The 18397-nt window shown below is 50.2% G+C and carries 17 protein-coding genes and 1 other RNA gene; 11 read left to right on the plus strand and 7 right to left on the minus strand.

Going from position 1 to position 18397, the window contains the following annotated elements; genetic code table 11:
• Window positions 1–162 precede the first annotated feature (162 nt).
• Both ftsZ and thiD read left to right on the plus strand, forming a co-directional pair.
• A complete protein-coding gene (gene ftsZ, locus AWQ22_RS00115; protein WP_083764478.1) occupies window positions 163–1311 on the plus strand; it encodes a cell division protein FtsZ in 1149 nt (382 codons plus the stop codon).
• Between the two features lie 4 nt (window positions 1312–1315).
• Entirely contained in the window at window positions 1316–2119 is an 804-nt protein-coding gene (thiD, locus tag AWQ22_RS00120) for a bifunctional hydroxymethylpyrimidine kinase/phosphomethylpyrimidine kinase (protein ID WP_065709806.1), read from the plus strand.
• Here thiD and AWQ22_RS00125 read toward each other — a convergent pair.
• Entirely contained in the window at window positions 2116–3468 is a 1353-nt protein-coding gene (locus tag AWQ22_RS00125; protein ID WP_065709807.1) for a GTP-binding protein, read from the minus strand. The two genes, thiD and AWQ22_RS00125, sit on opposite strands and share 4 nt — an antisense overlap.
• Before the next feature lie 142 nt (window positions 3469–3610).
• On the opposite strand from AWQ22_RS00125, the gene AWQ22_RS00130 reads away from it, so the two are divergent.
• The 3 genes from AWQ22_RS00130 (at window position 3611) to AWQ22_RS00140 (ending at window position 5369) form a co-directional block, all read left to right on the plus strand.
• Complete coding sequence (locus tag AWQ22_RS00130) at window positions 3611–3802, plus strand: hypothetical protein (protein ID WP_198166507.1); 192 nt, start codon at window positions 3611–3613, stop codon at window positions 3800–3802.
• A complete protein-coding gene (locus AWQ22_RS00135) occupies window positions 3756–4163 on the plus strand; it encodes a hypothetical protein (RefSeq protein WP_065709808.1) in 408 nt (135 codons plus the stop codon). Before AWQ22_RS00130 ends, AWQ22_RS00135 begins: the two co-directional genes overlap by 47 nt.
• Before the next feature lie 126 nt (window positions 4164–4289).
• Complete coding sequence (locus AWQ22_RS00140) at window positions 4290–5369, plus strand: glycerate kinase (RefSeq protein ID WP_065709809.1); 1080 nt, start codon at window positions 4290–4292, stop codon at window positions 5367–5369.
• Window positions 5370–5394: 25 nt separating this feature from the next.
• Here AWQ22_RS00140 and AWQ22_RS00145 read toward each other — a convergent pair whose 3' ends face one another.
• On the minus strand, window positions 5395–6012 hold the full coding sequence (locus tag AWQ22_RS00145; RefSeq protein ID WP_012305671.1) for a LysE family translocator: 618 nt from the start codon (window positions 6010–6012) through the stop codon (window positions 5395–5397).
• Between the two features lie 131 nt (window positions 6013–6143).
• Between AWQ22_RS00145 and csaB the strand changes: the two genes are divergently transcribed.
• The 3 genes from csaB (at window position 6144) to ssrA (ending at window position 8298) form a co-directional block, all read left to right on the plus strand.
• Window positions 6144–7175, plus strand: a complete 1032-nt coding sequence (gene csaB / locus AWQ22_RS00150) for a polysaccharide pyruvyl transferase CsaB (RefSeq protein ID WP_065709810.1) — start codon at window positions 6144–6146, stop codon at window positions 7173–7175.
• Between the two features lie 161 nt (window positions 7176–7336).
• Window positions 7337–7804: a Dps family protein gene (locus AWQ22_RS00155; protein ID WP_369009151.1), complete on the plus strand. Its 468-nt coding sequence runs from the start codon at window positions 7337–7339 to the stop codon at window positions 7802–7804.
• Window positions 7805–7902: 98 nt separating this feature from the next.
• Window positions 7903–8298: a transfer-messenger RNA gene (gene ssrA, locus AWQ22_RS00160) on the plus strand.
• Window positions 8299–8373: 75 nt separating this feature from the next.
• On the opposite strand, the gene AWQ22_RS00165 is transcribed toward ssrA, so the two are convergent.
• From AWQ22_RS00165 to AWQ22_RS00180, 4 genes are all read right to left on the minus strand, one after another.
• Window positions 8374–9693 carry a hemolysin family protein gene (locus AWQ22_RS00165; protein WP_030006803.1) on the minus strand — a complete coding sequence of 440 codons (1320 nt, stop codon included), beginning with the start codon at window positions 9691–9693 and terminating at the stop codon, window positions 8374–8376.
• Between the two features lie 141 nt (window positions 9694–9834).
• A complete protein-coding gene (locus AWQ22_RS00170; protein WP_157094555.1) occupies window positions 9835–10680 on the minus strand; it encodes a 3'(2'),5'-bisphosphate nucleotidase CysQ in 846 nt (281 codons plus the stop codon).
• A gap of 31 nt (window positions 10681–10711) precedes the next feature.
• Window positions 10712–12265 carry a lysine--tRNA ligase gene (gene lysS, locus AWQ22_RS00175; protein ID WP_065709812.1) on the minus strand — a complete coding sequence of 518 codons (1554 nt, stop codon included), beginning with the start codon at window positions 12263–12265 and terminating at the stop codon, window positions 10712–10714.
• Between the two features lie 88 nt (window positions 12266–12353).
• Window positions 12354–13322 (minus strand): hypothetical protein, encoded by a 969-nt coding sequence (locus AWQ22_RS00180; RefSeq protein ID WP_157094556.1) that lies wholly within the window; start codon window positions 13320–13322, stop codon window positions 12354–12356.
• Between the two features lie 239 nt (window positions 13323–13561).
• On the opposite strand from AWQ22_RS00180, the gene trpS reads away from it, so the two are divergent.
• The 3 genes from trpS to AWQ22_RS00195 are packed head-to-tail and all read left to right on the plus strand — an operon-like array spanning window position 13562 to window position 16447.
• The gene (gene trpS / locus AWQ22_RS00185; RefSeq protein ID WP_065709814.1) at window positions 13562–14572 is read left to right on the plus strand and encodes a tryptophan--tRNA ligase; all 1011 of its coding nucleotides are present in this window, start codon (window positions 13562–13564) and stop codon (window positions 14570–14572) included.
• 43 nt (window positions 14573–14615) lie between these two features.
• A complete protein-coding gene (locus AWQ22_RS00190) occupies window positions 14616–15527 on the plus strand; it encodes a methylenetetrahydrofolate reductase (RefSeq protein ID WP_065709815.1) in 912 nt (303 codons plus the stop codon).
• Window positions 15528–15544: 17 nt separating this feature from the next.
• The gene (locus tag AWQ22_RS00195) at window positions 15545–16447 is read left to right on the plus strand and encodes a PhzF family phenazine biosynthesis protein (protein ID WP_065709816.1); all 903 of its coding nucleotides are present in this window, start codon (window positions 15545–15547) and stop codon (window positions 16445–16447) included.
• A gap of 80 nt (window positions 16448–16527) precedes the next feature.
• Here AWQ22_RS00195 and ftsH3 read toward each other — a convergent pair whose 3' ends face one another.
• Entirely contained in the window at window positions 16528–18390 is a 1863-nt protein-coding gene (gene ftsH3, locus AWQ22_RS00200; protein WP_012305681.1) for an ATP-dependent zinc metalloprotease FtsH3, read from the minus strand.
• Between the last annotated feature and the right edge of the window lie 7 nt (window positions 18391–18397).

Genomic DNA, 18397 nt, shown 5'->3' on the forward strand with positions numbered 1-18397 from the left:
TTAATAAATCCTGTTAAACGACTAAACTTAAATATTCATATCCATCACACTTTTTTTGTGACCGTGAGCCAAAACCATCTATTCCAACCCCATAACGCCTCCTTCGATGCGACTGGAAATCATTCCGCCAGCGCCGAAGAAACCGCGTCGCAATTTCCGATCATGCCCAGCAGCGTTGCTCAAATCAAAGTCATCGGTGTGGGTGGTGGTGGCTGTAATGCGGTGAATCGGATGATTGAAGGGGGCATGTCGAGTATCGACTTTTGGGCGATTAATACCGATGCCCAGGCCCTAACCAACTCCAAAGCAAAAAAGCGCCTGCAAATTGGTCAAAAAATCACCAGGGGTCTTGGGGCTGGTGGTAACTCAGCCATTGGTCGCAAAGCCGCCGAAGAATCTCGCGATGAAATCGCCCAGGCCCTCGAAGGCGCAGATCTCGTCTTTATTACTGCTGGCATGGGGGGCGGTACTGGCACTGGCGCCGCCCCCATCGTCGCCGAAGTCGCAAAAGATTTAGGTTGTCTCACCGTTGCGGTGGTGACCCGACCCTTTAAATTTGAAGGCCGCCGCCGCTCGAACCAAGCCGAAGAAGGCATCAAAGAACTCCAGAGCCGCGTCGATACCCTACTGGTTATCCCCAATACAAAGCTCCTGGATATGATCCCCCAGGAAACGTCGATGTCCGAAGCCCTGCGCGCTGCCGATGAAGTGCTCCGCCAAGGGGTACAAGGGATTTCCGATATTATTACCATCTCTGGCCTGGTGAATGTAGACTTTGCCGATGTGCGGGCGGTAATGGCCGATGCCGGTTCTGCTCTGATGGGGATTGGTGTCGGTTCTGGTAAATCCAGAGCACGGGAAGCAGCCTTGATGGCTATTTCTTCGCCACTGATGGAGTCGTCCATTGAAGGAGCCCAAGGCGTTGTCCTGAATATTACCGGGGGCCACGATCTGACCTTGCATGAAGTCAATGATGCTGCGGAGGCCGTTTACGAAGTGGTCGATCCCAATGCCAACATTATTTTCGGGGCGGTGATCGACGAACATCTCCAAGGGGAAATCAAAATTACGGTCATTGCCACTGGGTTTGCTGTAGAGTCCCAAGCCGCAGAAACGCCCCAGCCTTTACCCCAACAGCGACGGATGCAGGCGGTTCCCCAGCCGGATCTTTCCCAGGCTCCACCAGTACCAGAAACCCCTAGGCCCCGTCCCGCTGCACCACCCCAGGCCCAGCAGCCCCCCGCCCCCCGGAATGGTTTTCCGGATATTCCTGACTTTTTGATGCGTCGTTCTAATCGTTCTAAGCAGTAGGTCGATGGCAATCACTCCGGCGATCGCCTTAACCATTGCCGGCTCCGATAGTGGCGGTGGGGCAGGCATCCAAGCCGATCTCAAAACCTTTGCCTTCCATGGTGTCCATGGCACCAGTGCGATCACCTGTATCACGGCCCAAAATACCATTGGCGTCACCGATGTGGTGGCCCTGAATTCAGCTATGGTGACTGCGCAAATTGAGGCAGTGGTCAAAGATATTGGCGTCCAAGCGGTGAAAACAGGGATGCTCCTGAACGAGAACATCATGGCGGCGGTTTTGGCGGCTGCAGCAATCGGTAGGCTCCCCAACTGGGTTTTGGATCCGGTGATGGTTTCCCGCACGGGGGTACAGCTCATCGACGACGGGGCGATCGCCTTTTTGCAAAAGCAATTAATCCCCCTAGCCCAGATCCTCACGCCAAACCGCTACGAGGCAGAGATTCTCAGCTGTCTAGAAATTACCGATCTCGCTACCATGGAACAGGCAGCCCAAAAAATTCACCAGCTTGGTTGTGGGGCAGTGCTTGTGAAAGGGGGAGCGATGACCGGGACATTGCAAGGGGTGGATGTGTGGTTCGATGGTGAACGGCTTGAAATTTTAAAAACGGAATGTATCCAGACCCCCCATACCCACGGCACTGGTTGTACCCTTTCGGCGGCGATCGCCGCTCGCTTAGCCCTGGGAGATCCTCCATTCCAAGCCGTTAACAAGGCAAAGACCTACGTCACAGAAGCCCTAAAACATAGCCTAGCCATTGGTCAGGGGACGGGGCCAGTGGGCCATTTTCATCCGATTTTGCCCTAAACTGCGGCGATCTCTGCTTGTAGTCGATATAGCAGGGTTTGGCGGTCGCACTGGGCGAGAATTTCTTTGATCGTCGTACTTGCCCCCAGGTTTCCCCAACTGCAGCCATTTTGCAGATAGGTCTGGGTCACTTTTCCGATCACGTAGCTACCATAGGCGGCAATTCCTCCCTGGGCGAGGGCGGCAGTGCCATAGAGACCGAGGGTACTCGGATTGGTTAGAGATTCAAAACTGAGGGCCGTTTTGCCTAAACCCAGAAAGACTCCGCTACCCAGTTCCGCCACAAACAAAATTCCCGCACTGATTAGAATATTGCGCCAGAGTTTGGCTGCCTCATGGCTGGTCATTGGCAATCCATACAAACGGGCGAGGGCACGGATCAAGGCTAAATCAGCAAAGGTCCCCCCAAGGAGATCCAAAAAGCCAATGGGATTTAGGGCGATCGCCGCACCTTTGGTTTTGGCATAGTTCCAGATCAATTCTTCGGCTTCAGTTTGGCGATGGGAAAGCGTTTTTTGGGCGATCGCCGTTTGCAAGTGACGCGCCTGGACAAGGGCATGGACAGCCATCAAAGATTTCCCTTCGCGGCTGAGGATCGTAAAAATCTTTTCCCGTAGGGGATCAATCTGGGCGTTGGGGGTTTCCCAAGCTTCTTCGACACGGCCATCGGGATGTTCGATGCGGACGGCGAGGGGTTGGGGTTCGGCGGCAACCATGACGATTTCTTCGGGACTGAGGGGAAACTGGGTGCCCGTTGATTCTTGGCTCAGTTGTTGGAGTTGCTGGAAAATACTTTGGCGATCGCAGTCGGGATAGAGATCAATTTTGTTAAATACCACGAGCAGTGGTTTGTGCTGTTGGCGCAGTTCGTAGAGAGATTCATATTCGGTGCGGGTAATATCGCCGGCGATGATAAACAAAATCAAGTCAGAGTTTGCCGCCACTTCCGCCGCCATTTTTGTGCGGGCTTCCCCGGCAATTTCATCGAGGCCTGGGGTATCGACTAATTCAATTTTGAGTTTTTCCGTTGTCAGGGGCCAACGCACCGCCCGTGGATATTGGGTTACCCCGTGGAGGGGGCCAGTTTCGAGCATTTTTTCGCCAATGAGGGCATTGATCACCGCTGATTTGCCGCGACTGACCAGGCCAAAGGTGGCAATGCGCAGGAGATTTTGATCGAGTTTGGCGATCGCCGTTTGGAGTTGTTGCAATTCGGGCCGTACAGCCGCTTTTAATGCTGGGTCGGGGGGATAGTGCCAATGGCGGCGGGTGTTGCCATACCAAGCCAGGGCCTGCTGGAGACTGGCCCGCGCTAGGGTAAAGTGCCTTTCCTGTTGTTGACTATCCATCGATGACACAAGAAACTACCTTTCCTATTTTCCATGATTTACGGTTTATCTACACAGTGATCATCATAGAATGACGAATAAAGCCATTGGGCGATCGCTGAACCGGATTTGCCACCAGTTAAAATTAAAATAACTTGAAATTATGACAAACGATATGGAAAAAGTTATTAAAAAAGCCCCCTTACATGAAAGAAAAAATGATCGGCAATTTTGGCTAACAAAATCTTATTTAGAACGATTAGCCGCCCTAGAAAATATCCGCAAAGAGTATCATCAATGGCAATACAATGCTGAACCAAGATTTCAAAGAATTTATACAATTTCTCAACGCTAATCAGGTTCGTTATTTAGTTGTTGGGGGCTATGCTGTGGCGTTCTACGGCTATCCTCGCTACACAAAAGACATTGATATTTGGCTTGAAGCTTCCCAGGAAAATGGCGTGAAAGTCATGCAGGCACTGCGGGATTTTGGTTTTGGTGACCTTGACTTACAAACAGAAGATTTTGCAATGGCTAATCAAGTTATTCAGTTAGGATATCCGCCGAGTCGTATTGATTTGCTGACTTCAGTAGACGGAATTCAATTTGCAGATTGCTATGATCTGCGGGTACCAGTTGAAATTGAGGGGACTGTCATTGATTTCATTGATTTGGAAAATTTGCGGTTAAATAAACGTGCTTCGGGTCGATGGTAGGATTTAGCTGATTTGGAAAATTTACAGGATTGAAGTGTCAAAGCGGGCCAACTTTTCGATCCGGTTTCAGGCATTTGGGTTTACCCTAAAGCCAAGTAATCGCCGGGACATGGGCAGAGTTTCATCATGCAACTGGAAACGATCTTAATCAACTGGTTAATGGCTCAAGAAACCCAAGCAGCAGACTTGCTCTACTTACTGGAACAAGCCCAAGCGGATCCAAACCAAGCTGCAGCCCTCAATTATGATCTGAGTCTGGCCGGCATTACCCATCGGGCTAAGGATTTTTTGGCGATCGCCCCGGAAATTCTCCAGCTTTGTAAGACTCTCAAATTCCACGATCAAGGCGCAATTCTCAAAACCCTCTGGGAACTGTGGTTGCCCCTGGCCCAACAAATTCGTACCGCTCGCCAACAGCAGGATCAACCGCTAATCTATGGCATCCTCGGCGGCCAAGGCACAGGCAAAACGACCCTCTGTCGGGTGTTGCAAACGATTCTGGCGCAGTGGCAATATCCCTGTGTGGCGATTTCCATTGATGATCTTTACAAAACCTATGCCGAACGTCAGGATTTACGGAAAGCTCAGCCGGAACTAATTTGGCGTGGCCCCCCCGGTACCCACGATGTAGACCTGGGCCTAGAAGTTTTAACGCAACTACAACGAGCCAACCTGGGGGATAAAATTGCCATTCCCCGCTTTGATAAGTCTTTACATAATGGTGCGGGCGATCGCCTTGGGCCGGAGTGGATTGATCCGGTGGAAATTGTGCTTTTTGAAGGGTGGTTTGTGGGTTGTCGGCCCGTTGCTCCGGAAGTTTTTGACACAGCCCCAGAGCCGATTTTAACCGCAGGCGATCGCCTTTTTGCCCGCCGCATTAACGAGGCTTTAGCAGAATATGTTCCCCTGTGGGAAAAGCTGGATCGGTTGTTGGTGCTCTCCCCGGAAGATTATCGTCTGAGTAAACAGTGGCGCAAGGATGCAGAACACCAAATGATCGCCCAGGGTAAAACGGGAATGAGTGATGCAGAAATTGATCAGTTTGTGGATTATTTTTGGCGATCACTCCACCCAGAACTCTTTATCCAGCCCCTCACCCAAAATCCCCATTGGACAGATCTGGTGATTGAAATTGATGCCGCCCATCGCCCCCACAAAATCTATCACCCCAGCGATTTAAAGTCAGTTTCTCTTTTCCCTCGCTAGATTCAACATGGGTTGTTGGCAAAAATCACTGCTTGAAAATCAGATAAGTGCCACCACAAACCATTGCTGTTCCTGCCGCGACCCTACCTGCTTTTTGAGCCTTGGGTGATTTGACTCGCTTGACTAATTGTTCTGCAAAATAAGCGTACACAGCTTTGACTCCTCCCACCGTCACAATGGTGGTAAGCACAATGGTGATTGCTTCAGAAGATCCAAGAGTTTTCAGATCAACGATTGCCGGAAATAAGCTGGCATAGAAAAAAATAGCCTTAAGATCCCCAAGGGTAAGAGCAAACCCACTCAGAAAACTTTCCAAAAAATTTGTGCGACGTTGATTGTTTACCTTGAATTCAAAAGTCTGTTTTGTCCGAATTAAGCCGATCCCCAGCCAAATTAGGTAAAGTCCCCCCATGATTTTAATGAGGGTAAATACTGAGCCGAGTTGTTGCGCTAACGCACTCAACCCCAACAAAGCAAGGCAGACAAAGACTAAATCTCCAGCGACAATCCCAGAGGCCACAGCCAAGCCATTGCGAAAGCCTGCCGTCGCAGAACGGGTCACAACAAGGGCAACACTGGTACTAGGCAGTGCCGCCAACGCGATCATTGTTGTAAAGAAATAAACAAAATTTAAATAGTCCATGGACGCATTCAAGCCTCTGTTGAAGATTTTTGTTTCTAGGGGGACATAGCCCGTCACTCAACTTTAGGCGGACAATTGGGCGCAATCAAACACGCCGATATAATAAAGCCTATCTTTTCGTTAACGACACAATGCCAAATGTTGTTCTGTGTGGCTATTACGGTCAGGGAAATGCCGGGGATGAAGCCCTGCTATTGACTCTGTTACAGATGTTGCCCCCTGGGGTGAAGCCCATTGTCCTCTCCCACAATCCAACCGCGACGACCCAAGCCTATGGTGTGACCGCAATTCCCCACAAATCCTGGGCAACCCTCAAGGCGATCGCCAAAGCAGATGGTTTTATCTTTGGGGGCGGCAGTTTATTGCAGGATGTCACGAGTTTAGGAAGCCTGCTATATTACGCTGGTTTGATGAAATGGGCGCAACTCCTAGGAAAAAAGACCATCGCCTGGGGCCAGGGCATCGGCCCGTTGCAGTCTAGTTTGGCGAATCAGGTTACGCGCTTTGTGCTGCGGGGTTGCACAGGAATCACTGTGCGGGATCAAGCTTCAGCAGATTTATTAAAAAATTGGCAGATTCCCCACAGGCTCGCCCCAGATCCGGTGTGGGCTTTAGCCGCAAAACCTTTTCTGGAAATGCCAGATTTACCCCATCCCCGCATTGCGGTCAATCTCCGCTCCCACCGCACTTTAACCGCCCCAAAAATTGCTGTTCTGGGGGAAGCCCTCAAACAATTTCAACGGCAGCATCAGGCCAGTGTGATTCTTGTGCCGTTTCAAAAAAGCCAGGATGAGGCGATCGCCAAGCAACTTTACGACGAATTAGCAGAACCCAAGGCAATCATTACCCCATTGCAACCGCAACAGTACAAAAGCCTGTTTGCCCAAGTGGATTTTCTGATTGGGATGCGCCTCCATAGTTTGATCCTCGCCGCCGCCGCTTGTCCCTGCTTTGCCCTGAGCTACGATCCTAAGGTGGCCCAGCTACAGCAACAATGTCACCTCCCTGGCCTTGATCTGGATCAACTCCCCCGCGATGCAACTGCGATTACCGAGCAGTGGACAGCCGCTTTGCAAACCGCCGAAAAGCTGACCCCAGCCCAGCAGCAAACGATTCAATCCCAGGTACAGACCCATCAGGAAATACTGACAATCTTTCTTTAAAAATGCGCTCGGTTTTGACACCTAGGATGCGATCGCCGAAAAAATTGTTGATAATGGGCGTAAAAGTACTCTAACTGGAAAATCTTCACATAATGGGTAGTAAATCCAAAACTAAGACCAAAGCCAAAGAAGAAGTAGCCATGAGCACTGTCTCTGGCCCGATGCCCATCAACACTGGCATTAGCGAAGCCGATCGAGAGGCGATCGCCAAAGGCTTAAGCCACCTCCTCGCCGACACTTACACCCTCTATCTCAAAACCCATAATTTCCACTGGAACGTCACTGGGCCAATGTTCCAGACTCTCCACCTCCTCTTTGAAACCCAGTACAACGAACTCGCCCTCGCCGTGGATCTCATTGCCGAACGCATCCGCGCCCTGGGTGTACCGGCCCCCGGTACCTACCAAGAATTTGCCGAACTCTCCGCCATCCCCGAAGGCACAGGAGTACCCACTGCCGAAGAAATGATTCGTCTTTTGGTAGAAGGCCAAGAAACCGTTGTCCGCACTGCCCGCTCCATCTTCCCCACCGTGGACAAGGCCAACGACGAACCCACCGCCGATCTGCTCACCCAACGGATGCAGGTTCACGAAAAAAATGCCTGGATGCTCCGGAGTTTGTTGGGCTAGAACCTCTTACGAAAAATAATGGGAGGCGATCGCGAACTTGATAGCGGGTTTTCCCTCCCTAAGAACCAAGGCCCAATGCTATACTAAATACATTGCACGGGGCCGCAACGGTTTCGACAGGTTGGCGAAAGCTTCCACTGTGATGCAGGTCGAGAGTGGGTCTCCTCTCGCAAATCAAAGATCCAAACAAAATGTAACTGCGAACAACATCGTTCCTTTCGCTCGCAAAGCTGCTGCTGTAGCTTAATAAGAACACCTTAACTTAGGTTCGAGCATTCATAATTCGACTCCGTTAAGGATTATGACTAAACCCCCAACGGATGCTCTCTAGGAATACATCTGGTTTGCACTAGAGCTAAGACTAGACCAGAGATTCTTGGCGACTCGGAACAAGCAGTCGTTCCCGTTCTGAGGATTAGAAGGACTAAACCTGTGAATGAGCTAGGGGTGAATACCCAGTTTGGACAGCAGTTCGACTCTGCTCGGCTCCATTTCATTTAATCAGTTACAACAAAAAGCCCCCTAAATTAAACGAGGGGGTTTTGTTTTGCGTTAAAGCCTAGCGAATTTTAAGCTTGGTCAAGTTCTTTGGCATCCAGCAGCGAAACCAAAACTTTGTCCACCCTTGCGCCGTCCATGTCCACCACCTCAAAGCGGATCCCACTCCACTCAAAATGCTCACCCGATTGGGGAATATGGTTTAGGAGGTGCGTCATAAATCCGCCTAAAGTATGGAATGCTCCTGTGTCTTCATCGGGGAGCGTTTTCTTTTCCAACAAGGCTTTCAATTCATCAATGTCTAAAAGTCCATCTAATAGCCAGGAATTGTCATCCCGCTGAATAATCATCGGTTCCTCATCGTGTTCCATAGAGGGCAAGTCCCCAACGATCGCCTCCATCAGGTCATTCAACGTCACCACACCTTCGATTCCGCCATATTCATCTGTGACCAAAGCAATGTGAATCCCTGTGGCTTTGAATTGTTCAATCACACTCAGGGTACGTGTTCCTTCGGAAATGTAAAGGGGAGGTTGGAGCATTGCTTGTATATCGATGGGCTGACCCGATAGTTGCGCACTCAATAGGGTTGTCCCTCGCACTGTCCCCAGGCAATGGTCAAGGGTGTCGCGACCTACAGGAAACCGGGAATGGTTACTCTCCATCACTTCTTTGAGGTTTTCTTCTAGGGGAGCGGTGATATCTAGCCACACAATGTCTGTGCGGGGAGTCATCATGGCTTTAATGGGGCGATCGCCTAGTCGAAAAACCCGTTGAACAATGTCATGCTCTGCCGCCTCAAAGAGACCGGATTCTGCCCCTTGACGAATCAAAACCTTAATTTCTTCTTCTGTGATGTCCGGTTCATTGGAATCCTGAATCCCCAAAAGATGTAACAGGGCCTCCGTTGAACTGCCCAAGATCCGTACTAATGGCGTTGTTAAACGAGATAGCCAGCGCATGGGCTTAGCGACAGTACAGGCAATTTTTTCCGGAGCATTAAGGGCAATCCGTTTTGGGACTAATTCCCCAATGACGAGGGATAGATAGGTAATAATCGTCACCACGATCACGACGCTAATGGCTTCACTGTAGGGTTGTAAGCGCGGAATATTATCGAAGGCAGGTTTGAGGCGTTGGGCAATGGTTGCACCACCCACTGCGCCGCTCAGGATACCGATTAAGGTGATGCCAATTTGTACAGTCGAGAGAAATTCATTCGGATTATTCGCTAATTTCAGCGCCGCTCTCGCTTTTACGTTTCCTTGCTCTAACAGTTGCTCTAATCGGATTTTTCGGGCAGAAACGACGGCAATCTCTGAACCGGAAAAGATGCCATTCAGGATCGTTAGCAGAAGAATGACCAAAATTTCAAGGACACTCGAAGACATGGTGGCAAATCAAAAACAAATGAGTCTCTTTAGCATAAGGGGTGATTGTGGGAAAAGGTGTAAATTCCTGGTTTAACCCTCGCCGTCGTTGAGATGGGTCATGACCCCTTGATTGATCCCAACCTTGCTTTTGGTGACAAACTATGTCCGATCTAGTTCTGCAAGGATGGCGATCGCCTGCTGACAAAGTTCTGCATGACACGGCCCATTAGACGCCATAATGCCGCCCCACTTCACTACATCGCCTTGGTTATAGAGCACTTCATTGCCCTCAAAGTAGCTAAATTTTCCCCCTGCTTCCGTGAGGATTAGTTCCGGGGCCGCAAAATCCCAATCTTTTGCTGCAGATTTCCCCGATAGAGAAATATAAACGTCAGATTTTTGTTCGAGAATATGGGCAATTTTACAACCGACACTCCCCACATAATTTCTATCTTTAAAGGGTAGGCGATCTAACAAATCCTGGAAGCGTTGATCCCGGTGGGTACGGCTGGCGACTAGATATAGATCTTCTGGCTGATGGCGCTCAGAAACTTTAATCGGGGTGACGGTGCCATCACGAGTTTCCACAAAAGTGCCATTCCCTTTCGACGCGAAATAAAGTTTTTCTGCTTCGGGGACAACCACTACCGCAATGACCGGGCGGCCTTCATGAACTAAACAAATGTGGACGGCATATTCTCCTGTTTGGTCAATAAAATCACGGGTGCCATCGAGGGGATCAATAATCCACACCCAAGGATGTTCAACTTTATTGCCGTCGTAGGTTTCTTCGCTGAGATAGGCAAAATCTTCAGTGCCTAACTTTTCTTGAAACGCTTCCAGAATATAGTGATTTGCTGCTAAATCTGCCTTGGTGACGGGGCCATCTTTTTTATCAGAAATATTTTTAATATCTCCTTTGTAATAACTTTGGAGAACATCCCCTGCGCCCCAACCGATTTGTCGGGCGATCGCCAAAACTTCTTCTAACCGTTGCTGATCCATTGTTCTCAAATTCTACCCAGGTAAATAAGCTTTAAACTGATGTTTTCTCTGCTGGAGAAATCTCCTCAGTTTCTTTGCGGTTTTTCAATAGCGGGAAGGCGATCACATCGCGGATACTTTCAGCATTAGTCAACAACATCACCAGGCGATCAATCCCAATCCCTAGACCAACCGTGGGAGGCATGCCGTATTCCAGTGCTGTGACAAAATCCTCATCCACATCACAAGCTTCCTCGTCCCCCGCTGCTTTCTTGGCCGCTTGTTCTTCCAACCGTTGCCGTTGATCGACGGGATCCGTTAACTCAGAGAAACCATTGGCAAGTTCTCGGCCCACAATAAACAATTCAAAACGCTCCGTTAAACCCGGTTTATCGCGGTGGGGCTTGGCGAGGGGAGACACTTCCACAGGATATTCTGTCACAAAAGTGGGCTGAATTAAAGTTGCTTCTACCTTTTGCTCGAAGGCTTCATTCAGTAATTGCCCGATGGTTTTACATTTTTCGGGAATGTGCATTCCTACAGATTCAGCGGCTTGCTTTGCGGCGTTAAGGTCATCAAAGCTGAGGAAATCGATCCCTGTGGCTTCCTGAACGAGGTTTTGCATGGTTTCCCGGCGCCAGGGAGTACCCACATCAACGATCACCTCACCATAGGGCAGTTGAGCTTGACCGACGACGTCCTTCGCAAGGGTACGAATTAGATCTTCTGTGAGATCCATCATGTCGAAATAGTCACCATAGGCTTGGTAGACTTCGATGGAGGTAAATTCGGGGTTGTGCTTAGTGGAAACGCCCTCATTGCGAAAGATGCGCCCTAATTCAAAGACTCGCTCAAAGCCACCGACCACTAATCGCTTCAGGTGTAATTCCGTGGCGATCCGCAGATAGAGCGGCATATCAAGGGTGTTGTGGTGGGTAATGAAAGGACGGGCTTCTGCGCCGCCAGCTTCGGCTTGGAGGACGGGGGTTTCAATTTCGAGGAAATCGCGGTCTTCAAGATAACGGCGGATGGCGGCAGTAATTTTGGCGCGACGGCGAAATGTCTCTTTAACTTGGGGATTAATAATCAGATCAACATAACGCTGACGGTAGCGTTTTTCGATGTCGGTGAGGCCATGCCACTTATCAGGGAGGGGCAGCAGGGATTTGGTGAGCATGGCAAATTGACTCACTTTAATGGAGAGTTCCCCTTTTTCGGTGCGCTTGATAATACCTTTGACACCAATAATATCGCCGACGTCGGTGAGTTTTTTGAGGTGGTTGAATGCGCCTTCGAGGTCGGGCATTCCGCCATTAATTAATTTCTTATCGAGGTAAAGCTGGATCGTGCCAGTTTCGTCCTGGAGGCTAAAAAACGCAAGTTTACCGAAGACACGACGGGCGAGAATTCTCCCAGCAATGGATACGGTGTCTTCGACTTCTTCTCCAGCTTCGATGTCTTTATATTTTTCCTGTAGTTCGGCGGTGTGGTGGCTGATCTCCCATTTGTAGGCGTAGGGATTCATGGCGATCGCCTTGAGTTGATCAACCTTTTCTAATCGGGTAGCACGAATGTCATCGAGGGAGGAATGGCTAGACTCAGACATGGGAAAATTAAAGACTGTGAAGGCTCGTCGCAGAACTCGGTTATTATAACGGCTTCGTTCTCAAAACAGAACCGCCACGGCCTTTAACTCACGGGGAGCGAGAATAGCTCAGGGGAATTTGGGGTGTGAGGTGCCGGAGGAAGCCGAGGAAAAATTGGGCCGCCGCTTCGGTGGCATAGGCACGGAAGGGCAGGGGGGGTTGAGGATTTCCGTAGCTCTGCACCGCTTTGATCACAATGGCAGGACAGTCTATTGCAGTAGCCAGGGTTGTGGTGGCGGCACTGCCGATATCTAGGCCAAATAGGTGAGTCTGGGTCGCAAAAGGATCCTCCTCGGTCTGGAAATTGGTATTGGTCACATCGGCGATCGCCCCTAGGTGGACTGCTGGAACTGCTGGATCGTGGGGGAAACCCGTCGCTAAATGGAGCGCGTGATTATCACGGATTAAATCGATGGCCAGGGCCGTGAGACGAACCGGGTCGGCAGTGAGTAATTTTTCGGTGACTAATTGCTCGAAAATCAAAGGCCAGTCGGGACAGTGATAGCGGCGCTCAGGGTGGGCCTGGGGTGGGGGGCAATGGTCAGGCTTGAGTTCGTGGTCGTAGAGAGTGTGGAGTAACCAGCCCCGCTGGTGCAAGCTTGATTTAGGACGCGGCGTTTGGATTTGCTGTTGCCAAGCGCTAGATTGCCCCAGAAGTCGCGTTTGCCAAGGTTGGGCGAGGATGTAGGCGGAGTCACTGGTGCGGTTTGCTGTTGGTAGCGTGAAAATTTTCTGGGCAACGATAATATCCCCTAAAACAACTTTGGCCGGATTGCCTCGACAGATGCCAACCATCACAACTAACTGCGGCTTTAGATGGTCGCCTAGGGAAATAAGACGCTGGGGATTAGCAAGGGATTTGGTAGAAAGATGCACAAGGGCGAGTTGTAACCCGTTGTAATCGGTGGCGAGGTAGGGAGTACCACAAGGGGTTAAGGTTTCCTGCCAGGGGTGATGGATCGCCCTTTGGAGCGCAAGAAACTCATCGGGAAAAACCGTAAGACAAAGAATTTTCATGGCATGGGCCGCAAGACAATACTGGCGCAAATGACCGCAGGAAATCTCAAAAATTGTGCCCTTAAAATTAACGGGAAAAAAGGGGCAAATTTTAGGATCCTGTATCTCTATTGTAATCTGACCTCTTGGTGATAGATCTCGCTAAAAGGAAGGCGATCGCCCCTGGGCTTTGTCAGGCAACTTTACAGTCTGAAACATTTGGCCGATAATCATTGGGGCATTCCACACCGTAGCGATCCATGGCGAAACAGCGCATTCTCTCTGGGGTACAACCCACCGGTAATCTTCACCTCGGCAACTATCTTGGGGCGATCCAAAACTGGGTGGAAATTCAACAGGACTATGACAGTTTTTTTTGTGTGGTAGATCTCCACGCGATTACGGTGCCCCATGACCCCAAGGTTCTAGCAAATAATACAAAGGCGATCGCCGCATTATATTTAGCCTGTGGCATTGATTCAGAGCACTCCACAATTTTTGTTCAATCCCACGTTAAGGCCCACAGTGAACTGGCTTGGTTACTAAATTGTGTGACCCCCCTGAACTGGTTAGAGCGGATGATTCAGTTCAAAGAAAAAGCCCAAAAACAAGGGGAAAACGTCAGCGTTGGCCTGCTCGATTATCCGGTGCTGATGGCCGCTGATATTCTCCTGTATGATGCCAATAAAGTGCCCGTGGGCGAAGACCAAAAACAACATTTAGAGCTGACCCGCGACATTGTGATTCGCATTAACGACAAATTTGGCACGAAGAAAAACCCTGTGCTGAAAATGCCGGATCCGCTGATTCGGACGACGGGCGCTAGGGTGATGAGTCTCACCGACGGCACCAAAAAAATGTCCAAGTCCGATCCCTCGGAACTAAGCCGGATTAATCTTTTGGATCCTCCCGATGTGCTGACGAAAAAAATTAAAAAGTGCAAAACCGATCCCGAACGGGGCCTAGAGTTTGACAATCCTAACCGCCCGGAATGCAATAACTTGTTGGGGTTGTATGCTCTGCTCAGTGGTAAACCCAAAGAAACTGTAGCCGCCGAATGTGCCGATATGGGCTGGGGTCAATTTAAACCCCTCCTCACAGAGACCGTCATTGCCGCCCTGGAGCCAATCCAAACGAAATACCATGACATTATGGCGAACCCCGATTACCTCGATCAGGTGTTGCGGGAAGGCCGGGAAAAAGCTGACACTGTTGCAAATGCGACCCTCAAGCAGGTGAAAGACGCCCTTGGTTTTCTGCCGTCCCTGTAGAATGGTTCATTACCTGTGATTTTTTTACCCTAAAACTGCTTCCATGACCACCCGTCTGCGTCGTGCCATCGAAAATCGAGACTTTGTCGTTACGGCTGAGGTTGCGCCTCCAAAGGGGGGTGACCCAACAAAAATGCTACGGATGGCAAAATTGCTTGGTGATCGCGTCCATGGGGTGAATGTGACCGATGGGAGCCGGGCCGTGATGCGAATGTCTTCTATTGCCGCCTCAACTTTACTCTTGCAAAACGGTATCGAACCAATTTTTCAGGTGGCCTGCCGCGATCGCAATGTCATTGGTCTCCAAGCAGATTTAATGGGCGCCCATGCCCTCGGTTTACGGAATGTGTTGGCCCTTACGGGGGATCCCGTCAAAGCGGGCGATCACCCCAAAGCCAAGGCGGTTTTCGATCTCGAATCGGTGCGTCTGTTAAAACTGATCACCAAATTAAATAACGGCCAAGACTTTAACGACAAAAAAATGCCCGATGGCCCCCTGGATTTGTTCCCTGGGGGTGCGGTGGATCCCCAGCTGAAAAGTTGGTACACCATTGAATCTCGCTTTGCCCGAAAAGTAGAGTCTGGGGCGCAGTTTTTCCAGTCGCAAATGATTACGGATTTCCAGCGACTCGAAGAATTTATGAACCGGGTGGCCAGTCAATATGATGTGCCCGTATTTGCGGGAATTTTTCTGTTGAAATCGGCAAAAAATGCTCAATTTATCAACCGCTGTGTACCAGGGGCGCAAATTCCCGATGCGATTATTGAGCGCCTAGCCCAAGCGGAAAATCCCCTCGAAGAAGGTCTCAAAATTGCGGCGGAGCAGGTAAAAATTGCTAAAAATCTCTGCCACGGTGTCCATATGATGGCCGTCAAAAAAGAAGATCTGATTCCGCAAATTCTTGATTTAGCGGACGTTTCCATTCAAATCTCCACGGCACCGGCCTTAGTTTAAGTTTATTTTTAACCTATATGTCACAAACCTATACTTTCCATACCCTCGATGTGTTTACAGAGCAAATTTTCGGGGGTAATCCCCTGGCGGTGTTCCCCCAGGCCCAAGGGTTAAGTTCGCATCAAATGCAGGCGATCGCCAAGGAGCTTAACCTTTCAGAAACTGTCTTTGTTTTCCCGACAAAAGATCCTGATACGGACTTTCAACTGCGGATTTTTACGCCCGCCGCCGAAATTCCCTTTGCGGGCCATCCCACCGTGGGAACCGCCTACCTTCTGGCCCATCTCGGTTATCTACCCGCAAATTGTCAGCTTGTGCGTTTCCAAGAAGAAGTGGGAATTGTCCCCGTCTCTATCTATTGGGAACAGGATCAAGTTCGTACCACTGCCCTAAGTGCGGCCCAGTTGCCCCAGTTTATTGAGCGATCGCAGCCCATCGATTACGCTTCCCTGGTAAATCTCCAGGCCCACGACTTACACCCGGTGTTAAAGCCGGCGGTGATTTCCTGTGGACTGCCCTTTTTATATCTGCCCCTCAAGGATCTAGACGCCCTGAGCCGTTGCTCCCTCAACCGCACCCTTTGGGAAGAAGCATACCAACATCAATTGACGGCCCACATCTATCCCTTTGTCGTAACCGAAGACAATCAAGTTTATGCGCGGATGTTTGCCCCCGGCCTGGGCATTGCTGAAGATCCGGCAACGGGTTCAGCGGCCACGAGTTTAGCAGGTTATCTACATCGCTACCTACCCAGCCAGGCGACATTACAAACTTGGCAAATTTACCAAGGCATTCAAATGGGGCGGCCCAGTCAACTAATGCTGACCATGCAACAGCAAAAAGGGGAATTGACGGAGATCGCCGTGGGCGGGTCTTCTGTGCTCGTCAGTGTCGGCCACATTAATGTGCCAACGTTTTAAGCCAAAAAAAGATCCCTAAAACAATTAGGGATCTCGTTTCTCACCGTAGTGATTAGCAATAATTCAATTTTCCGAGTTGCTTAAGCTGCAGTACTGGAGAAAGCGGCCATTTGCACGTCACTTTCCATGAGTAGGGTTTGTAACTCCTCAGCGTCAACGGTCTCTTTTTCGACGAGCATCGCTGCTAATTTATCGAGGACACTGCGGTTACCGACAAGCACATCTTTCGCGCGCTTGTAGGCTTCTTCCACGAGGCCCCGGACCTCTTCGTCAATTACGGCGGCTGTTTCATCGGAGAAGTCCCGATCAGAGGCAATGTCACGACCCATGAAAACGTTACCGTTTTGGCGACCCAAGGCCACAGGCCCCAGGCGATCGCTCATCCCGAAGCGGGTAATCATTTGTCGGGCAACATTAGCGACCTGCTGTAAGTCATTAGAAGCACCTGTGGTCACTTCTTCTTCACCGAAGATAATTTCTTCAGCAATGCGGCCACCGAGGGCAACGGCCATCTGGTTCTGTAAATAGGCACGGGAGTATAGACCAGAATCCATGCGATCTTCACTGGGGGTAAACCAAGTTAAACCGCCAGCACGACCCCGGGGGATAATGCTAATTTTTTGGACTGGGTCATAGTCAGGCATCAAAGCACCAACGAGGGCATGGCCCGCTTCATGGTAAGCAACAAGGGTTTTGCGCTTTTCACTCATGACGCGGTTTTTCTTCTCAGGGCCAGCGAGGACGCGATCAATTGCATCGTTCACTTCGTCCATGGAAATTTCCGTCAAATTGCGACGGGCTGCCAGAATTGCTGCCTCGTTTAGGAGGTTCGACAAATCTGCACCGGTGAAGCCGGGAGTCCGACGGGCAATTTTTTCGAGATCCACATCCTTCGAGAGGGTTTTACCCCGGGCATGGACATTGAGAATTTCTAAACGACCGGAATAGTCGGGGCGATCAACGACTACCTGACGGTCAAAGCGACCGGGACGCATTAACGCCGCATCCAAGACATCGGGACGGTTAGTCGCAGCAATGATAATGATGCCAGTGTTACCTTCAAAACCATCCATTTCTGTCAGGAGCTGGTTTAGGGTTTGTTCCCGCTCATCATTACCGCCACCGAGACCAGCACCACGGGAGCGACCCACGGCGTCAATTTCATCAATAAAGACGATACAGGGGGCATTTTGTTTGGCCTGTTCAAAAAGATCACGGACACGGGAAGCACCGACCCCGACGAACATTTCGACGAATTCAGAACCAGAGATGGAGAAGAAAGGTACACCGGCTTCCCCAGCAACAGCTTTCGCCAAGAGCGTTTTACCGGTTCCGGGAGGGCCAACGAGGAGCACCCCTTTGGGAATTTTTGCACCGATTGCAGTGAACCGATCAGCGTTTTTCAAGAAGTCAACAACTTCGGTTAACTCAAGTTTGGCCTGCTCAATCCCTGCCACATCACCAAAGGTGACTTGGGTCTGGGGTTCCATTTGAACCCGTGCCTTTGATTTGCCAAAGTTCATGGCCTGGGAACCGGGGCCACTCTGGGCGCGCCGGAGCAGGAAGAATAACCCCACGAGTAGTAGGATTGGGAAAATGAGTGTACTGAGGGCGCGGAAAATCCAATTGTCGTCACTCTGGGGCAACACGGCAATATCGACATTGTTTTCGCTGAGGATGTCGATCAACTCCGTATCACCGGGGGGGAGGTTGACGAGGATAGGCGTGCCATCTTGGGCCGGGACAAAAGCTTTAGTGCGATCGCCACTAATTTTGACACTTTCGATATTGCCCTGCTGGACTTCTTGGAGAAACTGACTATAACGCCAGGTCTCTCGACTTTGGGGTTGCTGATCCAAGAAAGACACAGCCAAGGAGATCACGACGATCGCCAATAGGGCGTAAAGCCCGGTACTGCGCCATTTTTTGTTATTTTTGTTCACTACTGAG

The organism is Picosynechococcus sp. PCC 7117 (assembly GCF_001693275.1).
Taxonomy (GTDB): domain Bacteria; phylum Cyanobacteriota; class Cyanobacteriia; order Cyanobacteriales; family MRBY01; genus MRBY01.